The sequence below is a fragment of the Vibrio sp. NH-UV-68 genome (genome assembly GCF_042940635.1).
GTDB classification, from domain to species: domain Bacteria; phylum Pseudomonadota; class Gammaproteobacteria; order Enterobacterales; family Vibrionaceae; genus Vibrio; species Vibrio pacinii.
Genome location: NZ_CP134975.1, coordinates 593,089 through 613,068 on the forward strand (window position 1 = coordinate 593,089; position 19,980 = coordinate 613,068).

General features: G+C 46.8%; 15 protein-coding genes. 10 read left to right on the forward strand and 5 right to left on the reverse strand.

Going from position 1 to position 19,980, the window contains the following annotated elements; genetic code table 11:
- Positions 1 to 38: 38 nt before the first annotated feature.
- Entirely contained in the window at positions 39 to 1,175 is a 1,137-nt protein-coding gene (chrA, locus tag ViNHUV68_RS02845) for a chromate efflux transporter (protein WP_391089213.1), read from the reverse strand.
- 106 nt (positions 1,176 to 1,281) lie between these two features.
- Here chrA and ViNHUV68_RS02850 point away from each other — a divergent pair, with 106 nt between their 5' ends.
- Positions 1,282 to 2,190 (forward strand): LysR substrate-binding domain-containing protein, encoded by a 909-nt coding sequence (locus ViNHUV68_RS02850; RefSeq protein ID WP_391089215.1) that lies wholly within the window; start codon positions 1,282 to 1,284, stop codon positions 2,188 to 2,190.
- Positions 2,191 to 2,221: 31 nt separating this feature from the next.
- On the opposite strand, the gene ViNHUV68_RS02855 is transcribed toward ViNHUV68_RS02850, so the two are convergent.
- Positions 2,222 to 3,304, reverse strand: a complete 1,083-nt coding sequence (locus ViNHUV68_RS02855; protein ID WP_391089217.1) for a sn-glycerol-3-phosphate ABC transporter ATP-binding protein UgpC — start codon at positions 3,302 to 3,304, stop codon at positions 2,222 to 2,224.
- Positions 3,305 to 3,753: 449 nt separating this feature from the next.
- Here ViNHUV68_RS02855 and ViNHUV68_RS02860 point away from each other — a divergent pair, with 449 nt between their 5' ends.
- From ViNHUV68_RS02860 to ViNHUV68_RS02880, 5 genes are all read left to right on the forward strand, one after another.
- Positions 3,754 to 4,566 carry an ABC transporter permease subunit gene (locus tag ViNHUV68_RS02860; RefSeq protein ID WP_391089219.1) on the forward strand — a complete coding sequence of 271 codons (813 nt, stop codon included), beginning with the start codon at positions 3,754 to 3,756 and terminating at the stop codon, positions 4,564 to 4,566.
- Positions 4,566 to 5,417, forward strand: coding sequence for a carbohydrate ABC transporter permease (locus tag ViNHUV68_RS02865; protein WP_038174998.1), 852 nt, complete (start codon positions 4,566 to 4,568; stop codon positions 5,415 to 5,417). The genes ViNHUV68_RS02860 and ViNHUV68_RS02865 overlap by 1 nt, the downstream gene beginning before the upstream one ends.
- A gap of 96 nt (positions 5,418 to 5,513) precedes the next feature.
- The gene (locus ViNHUV68_RS02870) at positions 5,514 to 6,740 is read left to right on the forward strand and encodes an extracellular solute-binding protein (protein WP_391089221.1); all 1,227 of its coding nucleotides are present in this window, start codon (positions 5,514 to 5,516) and stop codon (positions 6,738 to 6,740) included.
- Positions 6,741 to 6,873: 133 nt separating this feature from the next.
- Entirely contained in the window at positions 6,874 to 9,972 is a 3,099-nt protein-coding gene (locus ViNHUV68_RS02875; protein ID WP_038174996.1) for a beta-galactosidase, read from the forward strand.
- A 12-nt stretch (positions 9,973 to 9,984) separates the two neighbouring features.
- A complete protein-coding gene (locus tag ViNHUV68_RS02880) occupies positions 9,985 to 12,099 on the forward strand; it encodes an alpha-galactosidase (RefSeq protein ID WP_391089223.1) in 2,115 nt (704 codons plus the stop codon).
- Positions 12,100 to 12,144: 45 nt separating this feature from the next.
- Here the strand turns inward: ViNHUV68_RS02880 and ViNHUV68_RS02885 are convergent, their stop codons facing one another.
- Both ViNHUV68_RS02885 and ViNHUV68_RS02890 read right to left on the reverse strand, forming a co-directional pair.
- Entirely contained in the window at positions 12,145 to 13,488 is a 1,344-nt protein-coding gene (locus ViNHUV68_RS02885; protein ID WP_038174993.1) for an MATE family efflux transporter, read from the reverse strand.
- A gap of 150 nt (positions 13,489 to 13,638) precedes the next feature.
- Positions 13,639 to 13,995: a DUF5329 family protein gene (locus tag ViNHUV68_RS02890; protein WP_391089225.1), complete on the reverse strand. Its 357-nt coding sequence runs from the start codon at positions 13,993 to 13,995 to the stop codon at positions 13,639 to 13,641.
- A 512-nt stretch (positions 13,996 to 14,507) separates the two neighbouring features.
- Between ViNHUV68_RS02890 and galE the strand changes: the two genes are divergently transcribed.
- The 4 genes from galE (at position 14,508) to galM (ending at position 18,933) form a co-directional block, all read left to right on the forward strand.
- Positions 14,508 to 15,518: a UDP-glucose 4-epimerase GalE gene (gene galE, locus ViNHUV68_RS02895; RefSeq protein WP_391089227.1), complete on the forward strand. Its 1,011-nt coding sequence runs from the start codon at positions 14,508 to 14,510 to the stop codon at positions 15,516 to 15,518.
- Positions 15,519 to 15,572: 54 nt separating this feature from the next.
- A complete protein-coding gene (locus ViNHUV68_RS02900; RefSeq protein WP_391089229.1) occupies positions 15,573 to 16,628 on the forward strand; it encodes a UDP-glucose--hexose-1-phosphate uridylyltransferase in 1,056 nt (351 codons plus the stop codon).
- A 75-nt stretch (positions 16,629 to 16,703) separates the two neighbouring features.
- Positions 16,704 to 17,864: a galactokinase gene (galK, locus tag ViNHUV68_RS02905; protein WP_038174988.1), complete on the forward strand. Its 1,161-nt coding sequence runs from the start codon at positions 16,704 to 16,706 to the stop codon at positions 17,862 to 17,864.
- 4 nt (positions 17,865 to 17,868) lie between these two features.
- Entirely contained in the window at positions 17,869 to 18,933 is a 1,065-nt protein-coding gene (gene galM / locus ViNHUV68_RS02910; protein ID WP_391090253.1) for a galactose-1-epimerase, read from the forward strand.
- A 34-nt stretch (positions 18,934 to 18,967) separates the two neighbouring features.
- Here the strand turns inward: galM and ViNHUV68_RS02915 are convergent, their stop codons facing one another.
- A complete protein-coding gene (locus ViNHUV68_RS02915; RefSeq protein WP_391089231.1) occupies positions 18,968 to 19,975 on the reverse strand; it encodes a substrate-binding domain-containing protein in 1,008 nt (335 codons plus the stop codon).
- Positions 19,976 to 19,980 lie beyond the last annotated feature (5 nt).

A 19,980-nucleotide genomic window follows, 5' to 3' on the forward strand; every position in this document is an offset into this window, starting at 1 on the left:
GCTCTCCTCACGTGCTGTTGGTTAGTGGCGTGGTCTGTCTAGCCTTTCAGCAGTCCTGCGAAGATGAAGCATGCCACCATCCAAATAATAGGTAATTTGTGTTGTTTGAGTAGGTAGAACCCGAATAGAACCAAGGCGATATCGGTCGTCTCGAATACAGCGCTAACAAAAACTGGTTGATAAAGAGCCGCAATTAGCAGACCAACCACAGCAGCATTGACACCGTTTACCGCGCCAGACACTTTGGGATTTTGAGCTAAAGATTGCCAGTTTTTTAGTACCCCAAGCAGCAGCAAAAAGCCAGGAAGAAACACCGCTAAAGTGGCCGTTATGGCGCCTAAGATCGGTGCGTTTGGCAGTAATTGATAACCGATGTAAGTTGCGAAGGTAAACATTGGCCCGGGCACTGCCTGAGCGGCGGCATAGCCGGTTAGAAAAGCATCTTGGCTAAGTTGGTCACCGACAATATTTTGCAACAATGGCAGAACAACATGACCACCACCAAACACTAAGCTTCCCGCTTGATAGAAGTCATTAAATAGCCCAAGTTGTGGTATTACCTGCGCCGCAATTGGCAGACCAAGCAACAAACCTAAAAAGATCGCCAGCGGCAAGACAGAGGGCTTGAATGGGGCGCAATCGCGGTGGTCACTATTTCCTAGCCATTGAACGCCAATCAACGCGGCAATGATCAGTACGGTTATTTGCGTTGCGATACTAGGAATAAGCAGCAAAGCGATTGCAGTGAACACACATAAGCTGGCAGATAAGCGCTGTTGGCAAAAGTTTTTATACATTCCCCAAGCCGCATCGGCAACCACCACCACCGCCAGCAGTTTTAAGCCATGAACGACATTGTGAAACGCGTTAGTGTCAGTCAATTGACTGCTTAACACGGCGAGTGCCAGCATGATCACAATGGAAGGAAGCGTAAAGCCTAAAAACGCCATACACGCACCGCCCAAGCCGCCGCGTTTATACCCTAATGCAAAACCAACTTGGCTAGAACCAGGCCCCGGCAAAAACTGACTCAGAGCGACGATTTGTCCATACTCTTGATCATCAAGCCATTTTAGCTTCTCAACAAAAGTATGACGAAAGTAGCCAATATGAGCGGCAGGGCCACCAAAACTAATCCACCCTAGCCAGAAAAAGGTTTTAAAAATAGACAACATGGCGTTGGCTTCTTATTCAATAAACAGTGCCGATAATTTACGGAATGCGATAGGATGATTCAAATTAATAGTCTTGATATTAACTATGAATTAAATGGGTTGGCTGATGAAAGAGTTTAATTGGAAAGGGGTCGATCTAAATTTGCTGGTGGCGTTTCAAGCGCTTTATCAAACCCATAGTGTCAGCCTTGCCGCGCAGCGCTGTTTTGTCAGTCAAAGTGCCATGAGCCATACTTTGCAACGGATGCGATTGCTGTTTGATGACCCTTTGTTTGAGCGAGTTGGTAGTCAAATGGAGCCGACTCAGCATGCTCAAGATATCGCCTCGGTTATAGATTCTTTGCTCATGAGTATTCAATGCGATCTATTGGTCAAGAAACATTTTTCACCGATAGAGTACTCTGGCGTATGGAAGATTGGTTTAACAGATTATGCCGAGCAACTGTTTGCTCCGGCTCTGTATGACTCGATAAAACAAGCTTCTCCGCTGGCACAGGTGAGCTTTTATAACGTTAACCGCAGTAACTATGTCGATATCGTCGAGCAAGAAAATCTCGATGTGGTCATTGGCAGTATTGAGAATATCAATCGACGTTTTTTAAGTGAGCATCTCTATACTGAGCAACACTTGTGTCTGTTTGACCCGCAAGTGATCACGACCAATGACGCGATGAGCTTAGATGAATTTGTCGGTTATGAACATGCGTTGGTTAGCCCCGATGGCAGTTTACAAACCCAAGTGGATAAGCGCCTGCATAAACTAGGCTATGAGCGTCAAGTTAAAGTGGCTTCACGAAACTTTCTCACCGTACGCCGTTTGTTGTTAGGGCGAGCCTTAGTCTGTATCGTGCCTAAGCGTTTTGCGCAGATGGAAATTGAGGCGCATGGGTTAAAAGCGATTTGCCCACCGCTCGAGATCCCTGATTTTGATATCAGTTTACTCTATCTTAAAGCCAATCAGCATGAAGAGAAGAGTCTCTTCATGCGAGCACAAGTTAAGGCGGTGGTTCGCTAGTAACCAAAGTTACTAGCGATCAATTCAATCATCACTCGACTCTTAAGCCATTATGGTCAAATAAGTGACAATCTTGGTGTTGAAAGCTCAGTTTGAGTTGCTGAAACTTAGTCACTTCTTGATCGCCAGGCAAATGAACCTTAAAACCATCTACACCACAAGCCTGGCCGAACATATAGGTACTATTGCCTAAACGCTCGACAACTTCACTTTGGAACCCTAAGTGAATATCTCCAGAGAGATCAATCGCCAAATGTTCTGGGCGAATGCCTAGCGTAATCGTATCGCCACTGTTGAGCGGTTGCTTGACCGAGGGAAGGTTAAACAGTGAGCCATCTTGACTGACAAGTTGCAAACCTTGCTCATTATGCGATTCCACCTGGGTAGGAATAAAATTCATCTTAGGAGACCCGATAAAGCCGGCGACAAACACATTTTGTGGTTTGTGGTAAAGCGCGAGTGGCGAACCAACTTGTTCAACTCGACCATCACGTAACACAACAATTTTATCGGCCAACGTCATGGCTTCGACCTGATCATGGGTGACATAAATCATAGTGTTTTGCAGATCTTGGTGCAGCTTGGCTATTTGCAAACGCATATCAACACGAAGCTCCGCATCTAAGTTCGAGAGCGGCTCGTCGAATAAGAATACTTTTGGGTTACGGACGATCGCACGGCCGATGGCAACGCGCTGGCGTTGACCGCCAGATAACTCTTTGGGTTTACGTTTGAGCAGTTGATCAAGTTGTAGGGTTTTTGCGGCGCCTTGCACCTGCTTTTGAATGAGTTCTTTTGGCTGGCCATTCATTTTTAGGCCAAATCCCATGTTTTCTTCTACGGTCATGTGCGGATAAAGTGCGTATGACTGAAATACCATGGCAACGCCGCGCTCAGCAGGATCAACATCATTGACTAATTGATGATCAATGTGAATCTGACCTGATGTTATCTCTTCAAGGCCTGCGACCATGCGCAATAAAGTTGATTTACCACAGCCAGATGGCCCGACAAAGACGACAAACTCACCATTCTCAATCTCAAGGTCGACCCTGTGAATCGTTTGGACATCACCAAAGCGTTTGATGACCTGTTTTAAGCTGATGTCAGCCATACCTACTCCTTGCCTTATGGCTAAAAAAACGCATTTGTGAGCAGTTTGCGCTCACTTATTCGCTATTGTTTTCGTCTTGTCTATAAAACATACGCGTTTAATCAGAATTTGTTAGAGAGTGTAGAAAAATTGTTGATCATGATCATGGTTATTTACGGATAAAGTGTGAATTTTGTGGAAACGTTTACAAAATCAATTCATCTCTGTGTATTTAATTAGCATAGTTATTAATATATGGCTGTAGATTAGACAAAATTTCATCTTATGTTCTTTTTTCGGCTACTTTTATTAAAGTATTTATCGAGGTTAAGAATGGAAGATGTGACAAGGAGTCACACAAAATGGAGCAATCTGTGAAAACGATATACCCAGAAAACCGCCTTCCTTCGGCAAGGCGTAAGGCAAGGGTAAGTGCTAAGCTTTCGCCATGGCTATTTTTGGCCCCTGCAATGCTCATTTTTTCGGTTTACGTTATCTACCCAATTATGGATAGTATCTGGCTTAGTTTCTATCAATGGGATGGACTCGGAGAAAAAGTGTGGGTCGGGTTGGGAAACTATCGTGAGCTGTTTGATTCAGACGCTTTCTATACCTCACTAAAAAATAACACCCTATGGTTGGTATTTTTTATGCTTGCACCACCGATTGGACTTGCGATTGCGCTGTTCTTGAATCAGCAGGTGAAAGGCATTCGTGTCGTTAAGTCGTTATTCTTTTTCCCGTTTGTTATCTCACAGGTGGTGGTAGGCTTAGTATTCGCTTGGTTTTACGATCCCTCATTTGGTTTGTTTAACATCGTACTTGGCGCCTTCGGCATTGAGCCGATTTCGATTCTCGCCGATGAAGACTATGTCACTTACGGTATTATTGCCGCAGGCCTTTGGCCACAAATCTCCTACTGCATGATCTTGTACTTAACAGGGTTGAATAATCTCGATCCTGAACAGCTCGAAGCTGCACGTCTTGATGGCGCCAAGAAATGGCGCATGCTCTGGTATGTGGTGATCCCACAACTTCGTCCGGCAACCTTTATTGCCATTGTTGTTACTGTAATTGGGGCGCTGCGGTCCTTTGATCTCGTCGCCACGATGACCGCAGGCGGGCCTTGGGGCAGTTCAACGGTATTGGCTTATCAAATGTACGAAGAGTCAATTTTCAACTATCGAATGGGCTATGGCGCGGCAGTTTCCGTTGTGTTGTTCCTCATCATGGACGTGTATATCGCGTACTTCTTATGGCGTATGTTGAGGAGTGAGAAATAATGTACCCACAACCGATTCAAAAAGCGGGACGCTTTGCCAATATCAGCTATCGAGTAGCATTACCGATTTCTATTGTGATGTGGCTACTGCCACTGATCGCAGTAATGATGACCTCGATCCGAGGTATGGAAGACATTAACACTGGTAACTATTGGGGGTGGCCGAGCGAGATTCAGTTAATTGAAAACTACACTCAAGTTTTCATGTCGACAGCCATGGGCCAATACCTAATCAATAGCTTGATTATCACCCTACCAGCGGTGGCTGGCGCTGTCGCATTGTCGACTCTGGCAGGCTTTGCATTAGCCAAATATAACTTCAAGGCTAATGTCTGGATCTTTGCCATGTTTATCGCGGGTAACTTTGTCCCGTTCCAAATTTTAATGATCCCCGTGCGCGACTTGACCATCAGTTTTGGTCTTTACGATACCCACTTGGCGTTGATCTTTTTCCATATCGCTTTTCAGGCGGGTTTTTGCACCTTATTTATGCGCAATTTTATTGTTGGCATCCCCGATGCTCTGATTGAGGCCGCACGTGTTGAAGGTGTCAGTGAATGGAAAATTTTCTGGCATGTGGTCTTGCCTTTAGTGCGCCCAGCATTAGCCGCATTGGCGGTACTGGTGTTTACTTTTATTTGGAACGACTTTTTTTGGGCTTTGGTGTTGGTGCAAAGTGATGAAGTGCGCCCTGTCACGGCCGGCCTAAGTTCACTGCAAGGGCAATGGCTTGCTTCATGGCAGTTGATGTCAGCTGGCGCCATTGTTGCTGCGATTCCACCAGTGGTACTGTTTTTTACTATGCAGCGTCACTTTATTGCGGGCTTAACACTTGGTGCAACGAAAGGTTAATCAATATTGCGGGCTTTCTTTGGTTCGCTATTTAGGTAAGTGAATAAATATAACAATCGGACCCATGAGCTTTGGCTCACTAACAAGGACCTGAATATGAAATACGTGAAACATCTCGCTGCTACCGCGATTCTCGGGGCAACACTATCAACCGCTTCATGGGCGGGGACGTTGGTGATCAACTCTGACGCCTCTGATCCAGCGCCAAAACAAGCATGGGGTGAAATCGTTAAACGATTCGAGCAGGAATACCCAGATATTACCGTTAAGTACAATCTCTATGATCACGAAGCATATAAGACCACTATTCGTAACTGGTTAGTGACTTCGCCACCAGATGTGGTGTTTTGGTATGCTGGAAACCGCATGAAAACCTTTGTTGATCGAGGCTTGTTTGAAGATGTTACCGACATTTGGCAACAAAATGTTATGTACGATGACTTTACCTCTGCCAAGCCTGCGATGACGATTAAAGATAAGCAATATGGTGTGCCTTATACCTACTACCAATGGGGCATCTACTACCGAAAAGATATTTTCGATAAATATGGTATTGGTGAGCCCAAAACTTGGGATGAGCTACTAAAAGCCTCTGCAACGTTAAAGGACAACGGGGTAACGCCGTTTACGATAGGTACTAAATACTTATGGACGGCTGCAGGGTGGTTCGATTACATCAACATGCGCACCAATGGCTTAGATTTCCATATTCAGTTGATGGATGGCAAAGTGCCTTATAGCGATGAGCGGGTTAAAAAGACCTTTGCTAACTGGGCGCAACTAGTTGAACCTGGTTATTTCCTCGAAAACCACGCTTCATACTCGTGGCAAGAAGCGCAACCTTTCCTCTACAACGGTCAAGCGGCGATGTATTTGATGGGAAACTTCCTAACGGCTAACTTCCCTGATGATGTTAAAGATAAAATGGGTTTCTTCCAGTTCCCGATTATCGACTCAAGTATTCCTAAGGCCGAAGACGCACCGATGGATACCATCCATATTCCTGCCAAAGCGAAGAACAAAGACGACGCACGTAAATTCCTCGCTTTTGTTGCTCGTAAAGAAAATCAGCAGCTTATCAACCAGATGATGTTGCAAATACCGACCAACAACAAAGCGGAAGTGAAGGATGATCCGTTCCTCAATAAAGGCGTTGAGATGCTAAATACCGCTTCGGGCACCGCGCAGTTCTACGATCGCGATACGGATCCTGCGATGGCGAAAGAAGGCATGAAAGGTTTTCAACAATTCATGGTTCACCCAGATCGTATCGATAAAATCTTGAAGCAATTGGATAAGGTCAGTGCGCGTACTTTTAAGTAAGTGAGACTGAACCTGTAAGCTAACGCTCTATTGATTGGCGCCACTTTGCCAATCAATGGAGCGCCCTATCTTTCGAGCGCTGCCTTGCTAAGCGGCTGCGCTTTTTTTTGTACAGTTTCACAAGGGGACTGTGATGAGAACTTTTGCCCAGATCATAGCGGCGCGTGAGTGGGAAAACCAACATGTCGTTGCCCATAATGTCTTACCCGCGCACGCTCCTCTATACGCCTACTGCAATCAAACCGACGCACTCAACCAATCACCCTCGAGCAATCGGCGCAGTTTGAATGGTCAGTGGCGTTTCACTTTGTTTGATCAACCCGAAATGGTCAATGAGGCGTGTGTTGAAAAGAGTTTTGATGACAGTGACTGGTCTTCAATTTCTGTGCCGAGCAATTGGCAATTACAAGGTTTTGATAAGCCGATTTATACCAATGTCAAATACCCGTTTGCCGATATACCGCCGTATGTACCACAACATAATCCGACAGGATTGTATCGGTTAAGCTTTGATTTTTTGCCAAGTGAAGGGCAAACCCGCATTGTGTTCGATGGTGTAAATAGTGCTTTCCATTTGTGGTGTAACGGTCGCTGGGTCGGGTATTCACAAGACTCAAGACTCGCGGCAGAATTCGATTTAACCGACTATCTGCAACAAGGCACTAATCAGCTCAGTGTAATGGTGTTGCGTTGGAGTGATGGTTCCTATTTAGAAGATCAAGATATGTGGTGGTTGAGCGGCATTTTCCGTGATGTCACTTTGATTACCAAGCCGAAGATTCATATTAAAGATGTCGCGGTCATCACGCACTTGGACAGCAGTTATCGCGATGCACAGCTTAGCGTAACCACTATTTTGTCGGAAAAAAATCTGCCTCACCATGTTGATGTGGCACTCTTTGACGTGAATAAACAGTTAGTTGCTGAGCAAAGACAAGTGCCAGGGCATCCGTTTGTCGATGAGAAAGGGCCATGGTGCGATAAAGTTGAGCACAAGATCGCGATTCATCAACCAGAGCTTTGGAGCGCAGAGTCTCCGACGCTCTATCGAGTGGTGGTCAGCTTGCTTGATGAACATGAACAATTGCTCGATTGTGAAGCATACGATGTTGGCTTCAGACAGGTTGAAATTAGCAACGGTCAGCTCAAGGTTAACGGTAAGCCATTGCTGATTCGTGGCGTCAATCGTCATGAACACCACCCTGAGCTTGGCCATGTTATGACATATGACGATATGCTGCATGACATCAAGTTACTAAAACAAAATAACTTTAACGCTGTGCGCACTGCTCATTATCCCAATCATCCTGTTTGGTATCAGCTGTGTGATCAGTATGGTTTGTATTTGGTTGATGAAGCCAATATTGAAACTCACGGTCAATTTCCTATGTGCCGACTCTCCGACGATAGTGATTGGCTCAACGCCTACATGCACCGTATGACTCGCTTAGTCGAGCGAGATAAGAACCATCCTTCAGTGATCATTTGGTCATTGGGCAACGAATCGGGGATTGGTGCCAATCATCATGCCATGTACCAATGGGTCAAACAGCGAGATCCTTCTCGGCCGGTGCAATATGAGGGTGGCGGCTCGATGACCGCAGCGACTGATATCATCTGCCCTATGTACGCTAGGGTTGATTGGGACTTACCAGTAGTTAAGCACCAGCCTCACGTCACGCCGCGCGTTGGTATAAAAAAAGCCATCGCTCTACCTGGCGAGCATCGGCCGCTTATTCTATGTGAGTATGCCCATGCGATGGGCAACAGCCTGGGGAGTGTTAACCATTACTGGCAAGCTTTTCGCGATCACCCGCGTCTACAAGGTGGCTTTATTTGGGACTGGGTCGATCAGGGGCTAACTAAAGTGGACGATAACGGTGTTGCTTACTGGGCTTATGGCGGTGATTTTGGTGATGAGATTAACGATCGTCAGTTCTGTATCAATGGCCTAATTTTCCCCGATAGGCGTCCTCATCCAACACTTATGGAAGTTAAAAAAGCTCAGCAGTTTTATCAATTTAAATTGATTGATCAACAACCGCTCACCGTGCAGATAAATTGTGAAAAACTGTTCACTGACAGCGAAGGCGAAGTTTTGCGCTGGTCGCTACTCGAGCAGGGCATGGTGGTGAATAGTGGTGACATTGACTTATTGATCGGCAGTGAGCAATGCATTGATGTCGTGATAGACAATAGCTACCCGCTCAATCAGACGGGCGCTCGTTATCATCTTAACATTGAGGTGGTTCTTCGTCATGCAACGGCTTGGGCTGAGGCTGGGCACATTACGGCCAGTGAACAGTTTGAACTGGCGGTAACGCCGAATTTAGTCTTGCCAAAATCAAAAGGATCATGGCAGGCCAATAGCTCGGATAGTCCTGATAAGCTTTTAGTCTACAGTGATCTTTTTGCTATTGAGTTCGATAAAAAACTCGCCGCGATTGTTAGTTGGCAAATCAATGGTAACGAAAAACTGAGTCAGCCAATTTTAGATAATTTTTATCGCGCACCGCTCGATAATGACATTGGTACCAGCGAAGCCGATAAGCTCGACCCTAACTCTTGGTTCGCGCGTTGGCAATCTATCGGTCTAGAGCAGTGGCAGCGAGAGTTGCTTGAATTTGAATGGTTTGAAACCAAAGCTGGGCTGCAAGTGGTGACGCAAATTGCCTACCATTATCAAGGCGCGTGTATGTTGATCTCGACCTGGCGTTATCTGGTTAGTGACCAAGGTGAGGTGGCGCTTGATATCGATATTGAGCCTGCACATGGTTTACCACCTTTGCCGCGTATCGGACTCGAGCTAGCCTTATATGATCATGATGAAGAACATCAGCAGACGGTGAGTTGGTTTGGTCGTGGCCCGCACGAAAATTATCCTGATAGAAAACAGTCGGCACATATTGGTCGTTATCAATTATCGCTGGCTGAGATGCACACCGACTATATTTTCCCTTCAGAAAACGGTTTGCGCTGCGATGTCACTCAGGCTCAGATTGGTGAGCTTGAGCTCAATGGACGCTTCCATTTCTCTGTCAGCGAGTATAGCCAAGCAAATTTAGCACAGGCAAAACACAGCAATGAGTTGGTCAGGGAAAACGCTATTTTTGTTCGGGTTGATGGGTTTCATATGGGGGTTGGTGGCGATGATTCATGGACGCCAAGTGTCCACAAAGAATACCTACTCAGTGAGCCACGCTATCACTATCAATTGATGATCAAGTTTTAAGGGGGGATAACTATGGGTCAGTTTGTTCAACTGCACCGCGGCGACGTGTCGCTGGTGATTCAATTAACCCCAGCGCTTGAAGTGATTCACTGGGGCAGGGCGATAACGCCGCTTTCATCTGAGCAATTTGAGGCCCTGCAGAAAAGTCAGCAGCGCGCGGTACCGCAAGCGCGTTTGGATTGCGATGTTCCTTTAACGCTGTGTCCAGAGCTCGGGCGAGGCAGTTTTGGGGCTTCTGGCCTTGAAGGACACCGCAGTGGCTTAGCCAGTATGCCAATATTTGATTATGTCTCTCACACTCAGAGCGACAATCAGGTTGTTATTGAATGTCAGGATCAACAGGCGCAACTTGGGTTGAGTTTTTGCTTTGAACTGGACGTTAGCGGTGTACTCCGTCAGAGGGTGACCGTCACCAACCTAGCCAAGCAAACCTATACACTTAATAGGTTGGTGATGACGCTACCTGTTCCTCATCGCGCCTGTGAACTTGAGAGTTATCACGGTCGTTGGAGCCGCGAATTTCAAGTGCATCGACAGACCCTCCATCATGGGGCATGGGTGGTGGAGAACCGGCGCGGTCGTACCTCGCATGAATATTTTCCGGGGTGTTTGCTGGGGAGTAGGGGCTTTTCCGATCAGCATGGTGAAGTGTGGGGTTTTCACCTTGCTTGGAGTGGTAACCATCAGTGGCGCGCCGAAGTGAAAAGCGATGGACGCCGTTTTGTTCAATCGGGTGAGTGGTTATTACCTGGCGAGGTTGAGCTTACTGGTGGTGAAAGCTATACCACACCTGAGTTATTGGCAAGTTTCAGTACTCAAGGTATCAATGGACTGCGTTATTGTCATCACCACTTTGTGCGTGAGCAAGTGCTCCCTTTTGCTCGTAGCAAAGTAAGGCCGGTTCATCTCAATACTTGGGAAGGGATCTACTTTGAACATGATCCTGATTACATTTGTCAGATGGCAACTCAAGCTGCCGCGATCGGCGTTGAGCGTTTTATCATTGATGATGGGTGGTTTAAAGGCCGTAATGATGATAAATCTTCTCTCGGCGATTGGGTGTTAGATCGTGAAAAATACCCAGACGGACTGAGCCCTGTTATCGATCATGTCAATCGGCTTGGAATGGAATTTGGTCTTTGGGTTGAGCCAGAGATGGTTAACCCGGACTCGGATCTGTTTCGCGCTCACCCAGAGTGGTTGCTTGCGGCTGAGGGGTATCTACCGCCGACTGGGCGTTATCAGTATGTTCTGAACTTGCAACATCCGGACTGTTTTGACTACTTGTACCGTTGTTTAAATACTTTGCTTAGTGAGCATCATATTGGCTATTTAAAATGGGACATGAACCGTGAACTCGTTCAACCAATCCATAATGGTCGTGGCGCTGTTCATGGCCAAACCAAGGCACTTTATCGTTTGTTAGATAAGCTCACCACTGCGCATCCTGAGGTTGAAATTGAATCGTGTTCATCCGGTGGTGGGCGAGTAGATTACGAGATTCTTAAACGAACATGCCGTTTCTGGACTTCAGACTGCAATGACGCGCTTGAGCGCCAAACGATCCAAAAGCACATGGGGATCTTTTTCCCTCCTGAGGTAATGGGAACACACATTGGACCCTACCATAGTCATACCACTCGACGCACTCATGCTATCAATCTACGCGGATTGACCGCGCTAGCTGGCCACATGGGGGTTGAGCTTGATCCGGTCAAGGAGAGTGAACAAGAGAAGCAAGCTTTTGCCAAGTACATCGCTTTGCACAAAGCTTACCGTCCGTTATTGCACAGTGGTGACATGTTTTACTTAGACGGTCTCGATCATAGACGCCTCGCTTATGGAGTCAGCGATGGCAGTCAAATGCTACTCACCGTATGTCAACTCGCGATGCCAGATTATGCACTGCCCGAACCGTTACAACTAGATTATCTCCAAGCAGATTGTCACTATCGAGTAACCTTGCTCGATTACCCGCCATCAAGCACTCAATTGATGAAAGAGGGCCAAGGCTGGTGGCAAGAAGGAAGTATCAATGCCTCAGGTGAGTGGTTAATGCAACTTGGTCTGAGCCTGCCGCTGCTTGACCCAGAGTCGTGCTTGCTGATTAAAGTTGAGAAGATCTGATTATCAAACCGACAGCAGGGTGCGTATTGCCCCTGCTGATTTTACTTATTGCACGGTATAGCGGGTCCACACTTTCGAGCGCCAGCGACGCGCCATAATAATGCCGCGAAACCACTCATCAAGGGCGATTGCCATCCACGCACCCAGTACGCCGTAGCCCCAATAAACTCCAAATAGATAGCTCATCCCCACGCCCAATCCCCACATACTAACAATCCCCATCTTGACCGGAAATTGGATGTCTCCTGCGGCTTTGAGCGCGGAAATAAAGATCAAGTTAAACACCCTGCCAGCTTCGAGCAAGATAGATCCGGCAATCAAACTTGCGGTCAGCGCCGCGATTTTGGGATCTTGGGTAAACAGGTTAATCACTTGGTCGCGCAGCAAGTAGATCATCACGGTTACTGCTGTCGAGACCACAAAGCCGATGACAAAATAGCGCTGTACTCGTGTTAGAATCGAATCAATCCATCCGCGGCCAATATAGTAACCGGCTTGAATTTGGCTGCCTTGGCCGAGCGCTAATGCAAACGCGAATGACAAACGAGCAATGTTTTGCGCATAGGTAAACGCTGCCAAAGAGGCGGTGCCCATCTGCACGATAAAGAAGGTGATGCAAATTTGTGCCATGTTGTACGACAGCACTTCTCCGGCATTCATCGCACCAATTTTAATGATACGCGAGTAGATAAGCCGTGGGATTGCTCGATACTGTTTAAACGGCAAAGTGATATCGCTGCGTTTTAACACCTGCCATAAAATAATCGTACTGAATACTTGGCTGATCACCGTTGCAATGGCTACCCCTTGCACGCCGTACACTGGCAAACCAAACGGTTGATAGAGCGCAATATAATTCCCGATAATATTAATCACACCGCTCAACAGGTTGACCAGCATCGGTGAGCGCGAGTAGCCATGGCTACGCAAGATAGTCGTGAAGACGATGCCTAGGGTAATGTTGAAGGTCATTACGCCACTGATCAACAGATACTCTTGAGCATACTGTTCGACTTGCGCTTCGAGGCCATACAGGGGCAAAAAGGAGTAGGCGCCAATCACGGCAATCAAGCTAAGTAACACACCGACTAAGCACGAAAGCGCAATACTGGCGACAGCGACATAGCTCGACTCTTGAGCGCGCTCTGAACCATTGTACTGGGCGATCAAAATTCCCGTACCGCTGCTCACCATAGAAGAGACGATGATCAGAAAAAATGACAGTTGCGCGATAACACCGACCGCAGAGACGGCTTTATCGGAATAGCCACTGAGCATGAAAACGTCACTGGTGTTAAGTGCTGTCCGTAGCAAAATTTCGACAAATAACGGCCATGTCAAAGCGACGATGTTCATCCGTTTATCGATAGAATTGGTTGAAGTAGACATCAGCACCACCATACAAAAGCAAGTCGCTGATTGTATAGCCTTGTACTGAATGTGGGTATGAATTTTTCGTTTTATGACAATTTAGTTTGGTGAGGTCTTGGATAAGGTCAATAGAACTCGCCAGTACTTTCAGTCTATGGGCTGCGCGAATTAGGGCGCTTTGCTTGAGGGAGCGCGTTGCGCTTGCTGCCACAGGGACGTTAGCCATTGCTCGCTGGTTATTCGCTCATCGGAGCATTCGACCATATAGGGTTTGCCACTAAACCAGCTTTTTGAGGCGACTTTATCAATGAACACCTCGATATCGTTCACCTTGTCTTGAGCGTAATCCCACTTAGTGCGCATATGTTCTGCCGCTTGGTGGGGCGTATAAGCTTGGCCATTGCGAATAAAAGTACAAGGTGATTGCTCGATTTGTCTGATCAGCAGATCCACATCTTGTTGTACGCCTGCTATCACGCCAAAGCTTGTCAGTGTGATGAACAGGAAAATCGTGCCAAGCCTCATTGCCGTTCCTTATTGTCAGTTTCACCAAGTTTGAGTGTTGGTTGCTTGGCAAGTTCCCTCAGCGAACCCATTTCAGTGCGGTTTGAGCTTATATTTTTTAAGTGAAAACATTTACATTAAAGTCAGGGGGACGCGAATCCAATCGCGTTTTAAGCGCGATTTTTCCAAGTAATTACCGACCTAAAATAGGGAGATTAGGTCAGGTAGGCAGCTAATGACACTCTTTACTACCCACTCTTCATAGCATCCATATTCTTTTTTTTTTACAATGACTTTATGGTTAAGTTTTTGTTTTTAATTGTAAGTTGACCTGTTTTAGCCCGCAGCTACCCTTTATTAAACATTGCACACTTGGTTTATTTTTGGTGCTAAGTGTAATATTTTGTGGAAACGTTTACACTATGAGGGTTTGATCACGGATCTTGAGCTATATTGATTGGTAGACTTTTAAACATAGACAAGCAAGCCCGGGCTCACTTCGAGTGCAGCGGATAAATTTGGGAGAGGTAAACGTGGAAATACTAGTGACAGGTGGAATGGGGTATATCGGCAGCCATACCTGCGTGCAGATGATCAAAGCCGGTATGCATCCGATCATTGTTGATAATCTTTCAAATGCCAAACAAGAAGTATTGAATCGTATCGAAGCGATCACTGGCTACAAGCCGCGATTTTATCAGGGCGATATTCGTGACCAAGCTTTTCTTGATGGTGTCTTTGCTGAGCATAATATTGCCGCCGTGATCCACTTTGCGGGACTGAAAGCGGTCGGTGAATCCGTCGCAAAGCCGCTGGAGTATTATGACAACAATGTCAACGGCAGCTTAGTGCTGGCGCGCAGTATGCGTAAAGCGGGCGTGAAAAGTATCGTATTTAGCTCATCGGCAACGGTTTACGGTGACCCTGACGTTGTGCCGATCACTGAAGACTCACCAACAGGGGCGACCACCAACCCATATGGCCGCAGTAAATACATGGTCGAGCAATGTTTAAGCGATCTGTTTAACGCAGAAAATGATTGGAGCGTTACGCTACTTCGCTACTTCAACCCAGTCGGCGCTCACCCTTCTGGCACCATGGGCGAAGATCCGCAAGGAATACCGAATAATCTCATGCCATTCATTGCTCAAGTAGCGGTGGGCAGACGTGAATCGCTGTCGGTGTTTGGCAATGATTACCCCACGCCAGATGGTACTGGTGTGCGTGACTATATTCATGTGATGGACTTAGCTGATGGGCATGTCGCAGCACTTAATGCGGTTGGCCAACAAGCGGGGCTGCACATTTACAACCTAGGAACAGGCAAAGGATCCAGTGTTCTAGAAATGGTCAATGCCTTTGCTCAATCATCTGGTCGCGCTGTTCCTTATCAGATATGCCCACGCCGACCTGGCGACATCGCTGAGTGTTGGGCGAGTACCGATAAAGCTGAGCGAGAACTTGGCTGGAAAGCGACCCGCAGCGTGGCAGAAATGACCGCCGATACTTGGAAATGGCAGTCGAAAAACCCGCAGGGATATTAATTTTTTAGCGTCTTAAGACGCGAATTTACCATATTAAACCGTTGAGTAATTTAGATGTCGAATGTTGAATTTAACCCTGTGGATCATCCCCATCGTCGTTATAACCCGTTAACTGGTCAGTGGATATTAGTGTCACCACACCGTGCCAAACGTCCTTGGAGTGGCGCTGATGAAAAGCCCGCGACAGCGGAATTACCACCCTATGACGAGAAGTGTTTTCTTTGCCCAACGAATGAGCGCATTTCTGGCGATGTTAATCCTGATTATCAAGGCACTTATGTGTTCACCAATGACTTCGCGGCATTGATGGTCGACTCACCAGATGCGCCGCAATCTGACAACCCACTGTTCAAGACGCAGGGCGCGCGAGGCTTAAGTCGAGTGATCTGTTTTTCACCAGATCACAGCAAAACACTGCCTGAACTGCCGGTTGAGAAAATCCGCGGCGTGATCGACACGTGGAACGACCAAATTGAAGAGTTAGGAAAAGAGTACGTTTGGGTTCAAGCGTTTGAAAATAAGGGTGAAACCATGGGCTGCTCTCAGCCTCATCCACATGGTCAAATCTGGGCTAATAGTTTCTTACCCAATGAAATTGAACGTAAAGAGCACTACCTAAAAGCGTACTACCAAGAAAACCGCACTAACTTGCTGGTGGATTATGTGCAAGCTGAACTAAAGGATGATTCGCGAATAGTTGTCGAAACCGATCACTGGGTAGCGCTGGTTCCTTATTGGGCCGCATGGCCATTCGAAACCATGTTGCTGCCTAAAACTCACATCCGCCGTATGAGTGAGCTCAGTGAAGAGCAGCGTGATGATCTTGCTGTCGCAATCAAAAAGCTGACCAGTCGTTACGATAATCTCTTCCAATGTTCATTCCCTTACTCAATGGGCTGGCACTATGCGCCATTTTTTGAACAAGGTAGCGACATCGATCATTGGCAATTGCATGCCTTGTTCTACCCACCACTGCTGCGTAGCGCGAGTGTGCGTAAGTTTATGGTCGGCTATGAAATGTTAGCGGAAAGCCAGCGTGATTTGACCGCAGAGCAAGCGGCGCAGCGCCTTCGTCAACTCAGTGATGTTCACTACAAAGAGCAAAAATAACGATAGATTTTATTGATTCCAGAGCCTTAGCTTTAGCTTTGGAGTCTCAACCAATTTTGAGCGTGAGATTTAATTATGTCTGAACTAATTCAAGCGGTAAAAACCTCTTTTGAGCAGCTGTTGGGCTACCAACCGACTCATATCATCCAAGCTCCGGGTCGGGTCAATCTGATCGGTGAGCATACCGATTACAACGATGGTTTTGTCTTGCCATGTGCGATTGATTACCAAACCGTTGTCGCTGCGACTCAGCGTGATGACAATATCGTTCGTGTTGTCTCTGTGGATTACGATAACGCCGTGGATGAATTCGACATCACAAGCGACATTACTTTTCAATCAGATAAAATGTGGGCGAATTATATTCGCGGTGTGGTTAAGTGCTTACTTGCTCGCGGATATAACTTTAAAGGGGCAGATATAGCGGTGAGTGGCAACGTTCCACAGGGCGCAGGTCTAAGCTCATCGGCCGCCCTCGAAGTGGTGATTGGTCAGACATTCAAAGTGCTCTACAACCTAAACATCTCTCAGGCTGAGATTGCCTTAAACGGTCAGCAAGCCGAAAACCAATTTGTTGGTTGTAATTGCGGCATTATGGATCAAATGATCTCAGCGAAGGGCGAAGAGAATCACGCCATGTTACTGGATTGTCGAAGCTTAGAGACTCAAGCGGTTTCGATGCCCGCAGAGATGTCGGTGGTGATCATCAATTCCAATAAAAAGCGTGGTTTGGTTGATAGTGAATACAACACTCGTCGTGAGCAATGTGAAGCTGCGGCGCGCATTTTTGGCGTCAAAGCCCTGCGTGATGTGACGATTGAACAGTTCAATGAGAAAGTGTCTGAATTAGATAGCATGGTGGCAAAACGTGCTCGTCATGTCATCACAGAGAATGATCGTACGCTTGAAGCGGCAGAGGCACTGCGTGCCCATGACATGAAACGTATCGGTGAGCTTATGGCCGAGTCACACGTCTCGATGCGCGATGACTTTGAAATTACCGTGCAAGAAATCGATACCTTAGTTGAGATCGTCAAGCAAGTGATTGGAGATCAAGGCGGTGTGCGTATGACAGGTGGTGGCTTTGGTGGTTGTATTGTTGCTGTGATGCCTCCGCAACTTGTTGAACCTGTTAAAGCCGCTGTCGAAGCGCAATATCAGGCAGCAACAGGACTGAAAGAATCGATTTACGTATGCCAAGCGAAAGATGGCGCAGGCTTAGTCGAGGTTATTTAGTATGATGGCTAGTCATTTTGAACAGCTCGAACAATCGATGGGTCAAACCCCTTCATTTGATGGTCAAGTCGCGCAGCTTATCCATTTAGCCAATGACAATGGTATGACGGTCTCGTTTATGGATATTGGTGCAACTTGGTTAAGTTGTACCTTGCCAGTCAAGGGCGAGTCACGAGAGATTCTGCTGCGTTCGCCTAACATGGCTGAGCACATTAAGCAGAGTGCGTACTTTGGTTCCATTGTTGGCAGGTTTGCTAACCGGATCGCACTTGGTCGGTTTGAAATTGAAGGAAAGCAGTATCAAGTCGGGGTTAATAACGGCGAAAACTCCCTACATGGCGGGATAGATGGTTTCGACAAACGTCGCTGGGCGGTGGCCGAACACAGTGCCAATCATGTGGTATTTCGCCTCCATTCTGCCGATGGTGATCAGGGCTATCCGGGCAATCTCGATGTGAGCGTGACTTATACGTTAACGGATGAAAACGCACTGGTGATTGGTTATCAAGCCAGTACGGATAAAACCTGTCCGGTCAACTTAACCAACCATGCCTACTTTAACCTAGCGGGTGAGGGAAGTGGGGCTAAGAGCTTAGAGCATCAACTCCAATTGAATGCTGAGGGATATCTGCCTACCGACAGTGGGTTAATTCCTAGTGGTGAAATCAAAGCCGTGCAGGGCACCAGTTTTGATTTTACTCAACCTAAGAATATTGGTAGTGAGTTTCTAACTGAGCCTGATCAGAAAACCGCAGGTGGCTACGATCACGCGTTTGTGTTTGAGCCTCAAGTAACAGATGGTCAAACCGTTGCCGCCATTTTGCGTTCACCACAGCAAGATGTGACGATGAAGGTCAAAACCACCAAGCCAGCGGTGCAATTTTATTCAGGTAACTTCCTAGCGGAAACGCCAGGGTTGAGTAAAACGTATGAGTTGTATGATGGTCTTGCGTTGGAAACCCAGTTTTTTCCCGATGGGCCAAACAAGCCAGATTGGGGTGTCAACCGTGGGGTGTTGACACCAGGGGGAAGCTATCAGCATCAAACCGTTTATCAGTTTGAATGTTAGATAGCATTTGGGTGGGCTGTGATGCCCACCTTTTTTATTGGCTAGACGAGCTTCGAACGATCAATTCACCTTCCACTTTACGCCGATGTGAAAGCAGAGGCTGATCTTCCATCTGTGCTAACAAAGACTCAACCGCCAGTTTGCCCATATCCGAATAAGGCAGATAGACCGAGGTGAGTGCCGGAAAGCTTTCTGAGGCAATTTGTTGATTGTCATAGCCAACTACTGCGACATCTTGTGGGATTTTTAGACCCAATTCGGCGATGGCTTGATAGCATCCCATCGCCATAAAGTCGCTGCAGCAGAAAATTGCTTGTGGAGGTTGGGCTAATTGGAACAAATCTAAGGTTTGCTGGTGCGCTTCTTTTAACGACCAGTTTGCTTCTCGACAATAGTCGTCGTTAGGTAAAATGTCGGCGTCGATCAATGCTTGACGATAACCTTCACTGCGTTGCTGACTGGCCAGCATCCAATTCTCACCCGATAAAATCGCAATGCGACGGTAACCTTGTTTGGTCAGATGCGAGACCGCCTTGTAAGCTCCGATCATGTCGGCCGGCAGAATACTCGGTGTGTCCGAGTTACTTTCGTTGGTGCAGTTAAGCAGTATCGTAGGGAGTGAAGTGTTAACCCGTTGTTGGCTCAGTTCACGAGTCATGCTTGATGCGTAAATCAAACCGGCATAGTCGCCACCATTAATCTCAGATTCAATCTTACTCGCCATCACTTCATCATGACCGTAGTTAAACGTGGCCAAAATATAGTCATTGCTCCACGCTTCTTCACGCGCTGCATTGATGGCATCTATGAAGGGGTCATAACTGCTTAATCCGTTGATCACTATCGCAATTTTTTTTGGCAGCCCTAATGCATGAGCCACTTTCTTGTTGTTGTAACCAAGGGATTCGGCGCTATCGAGCACTTTTCGTTTAGTGGCTTGCGCAATTTTGACTGACGTTGAGCCATTGAGTACCAGCGATACCGTTGATTGAGACACCCCCGCTGCTGCGGCAATGTCACTCATGGTTATTTTTTTAGCCATCTTGA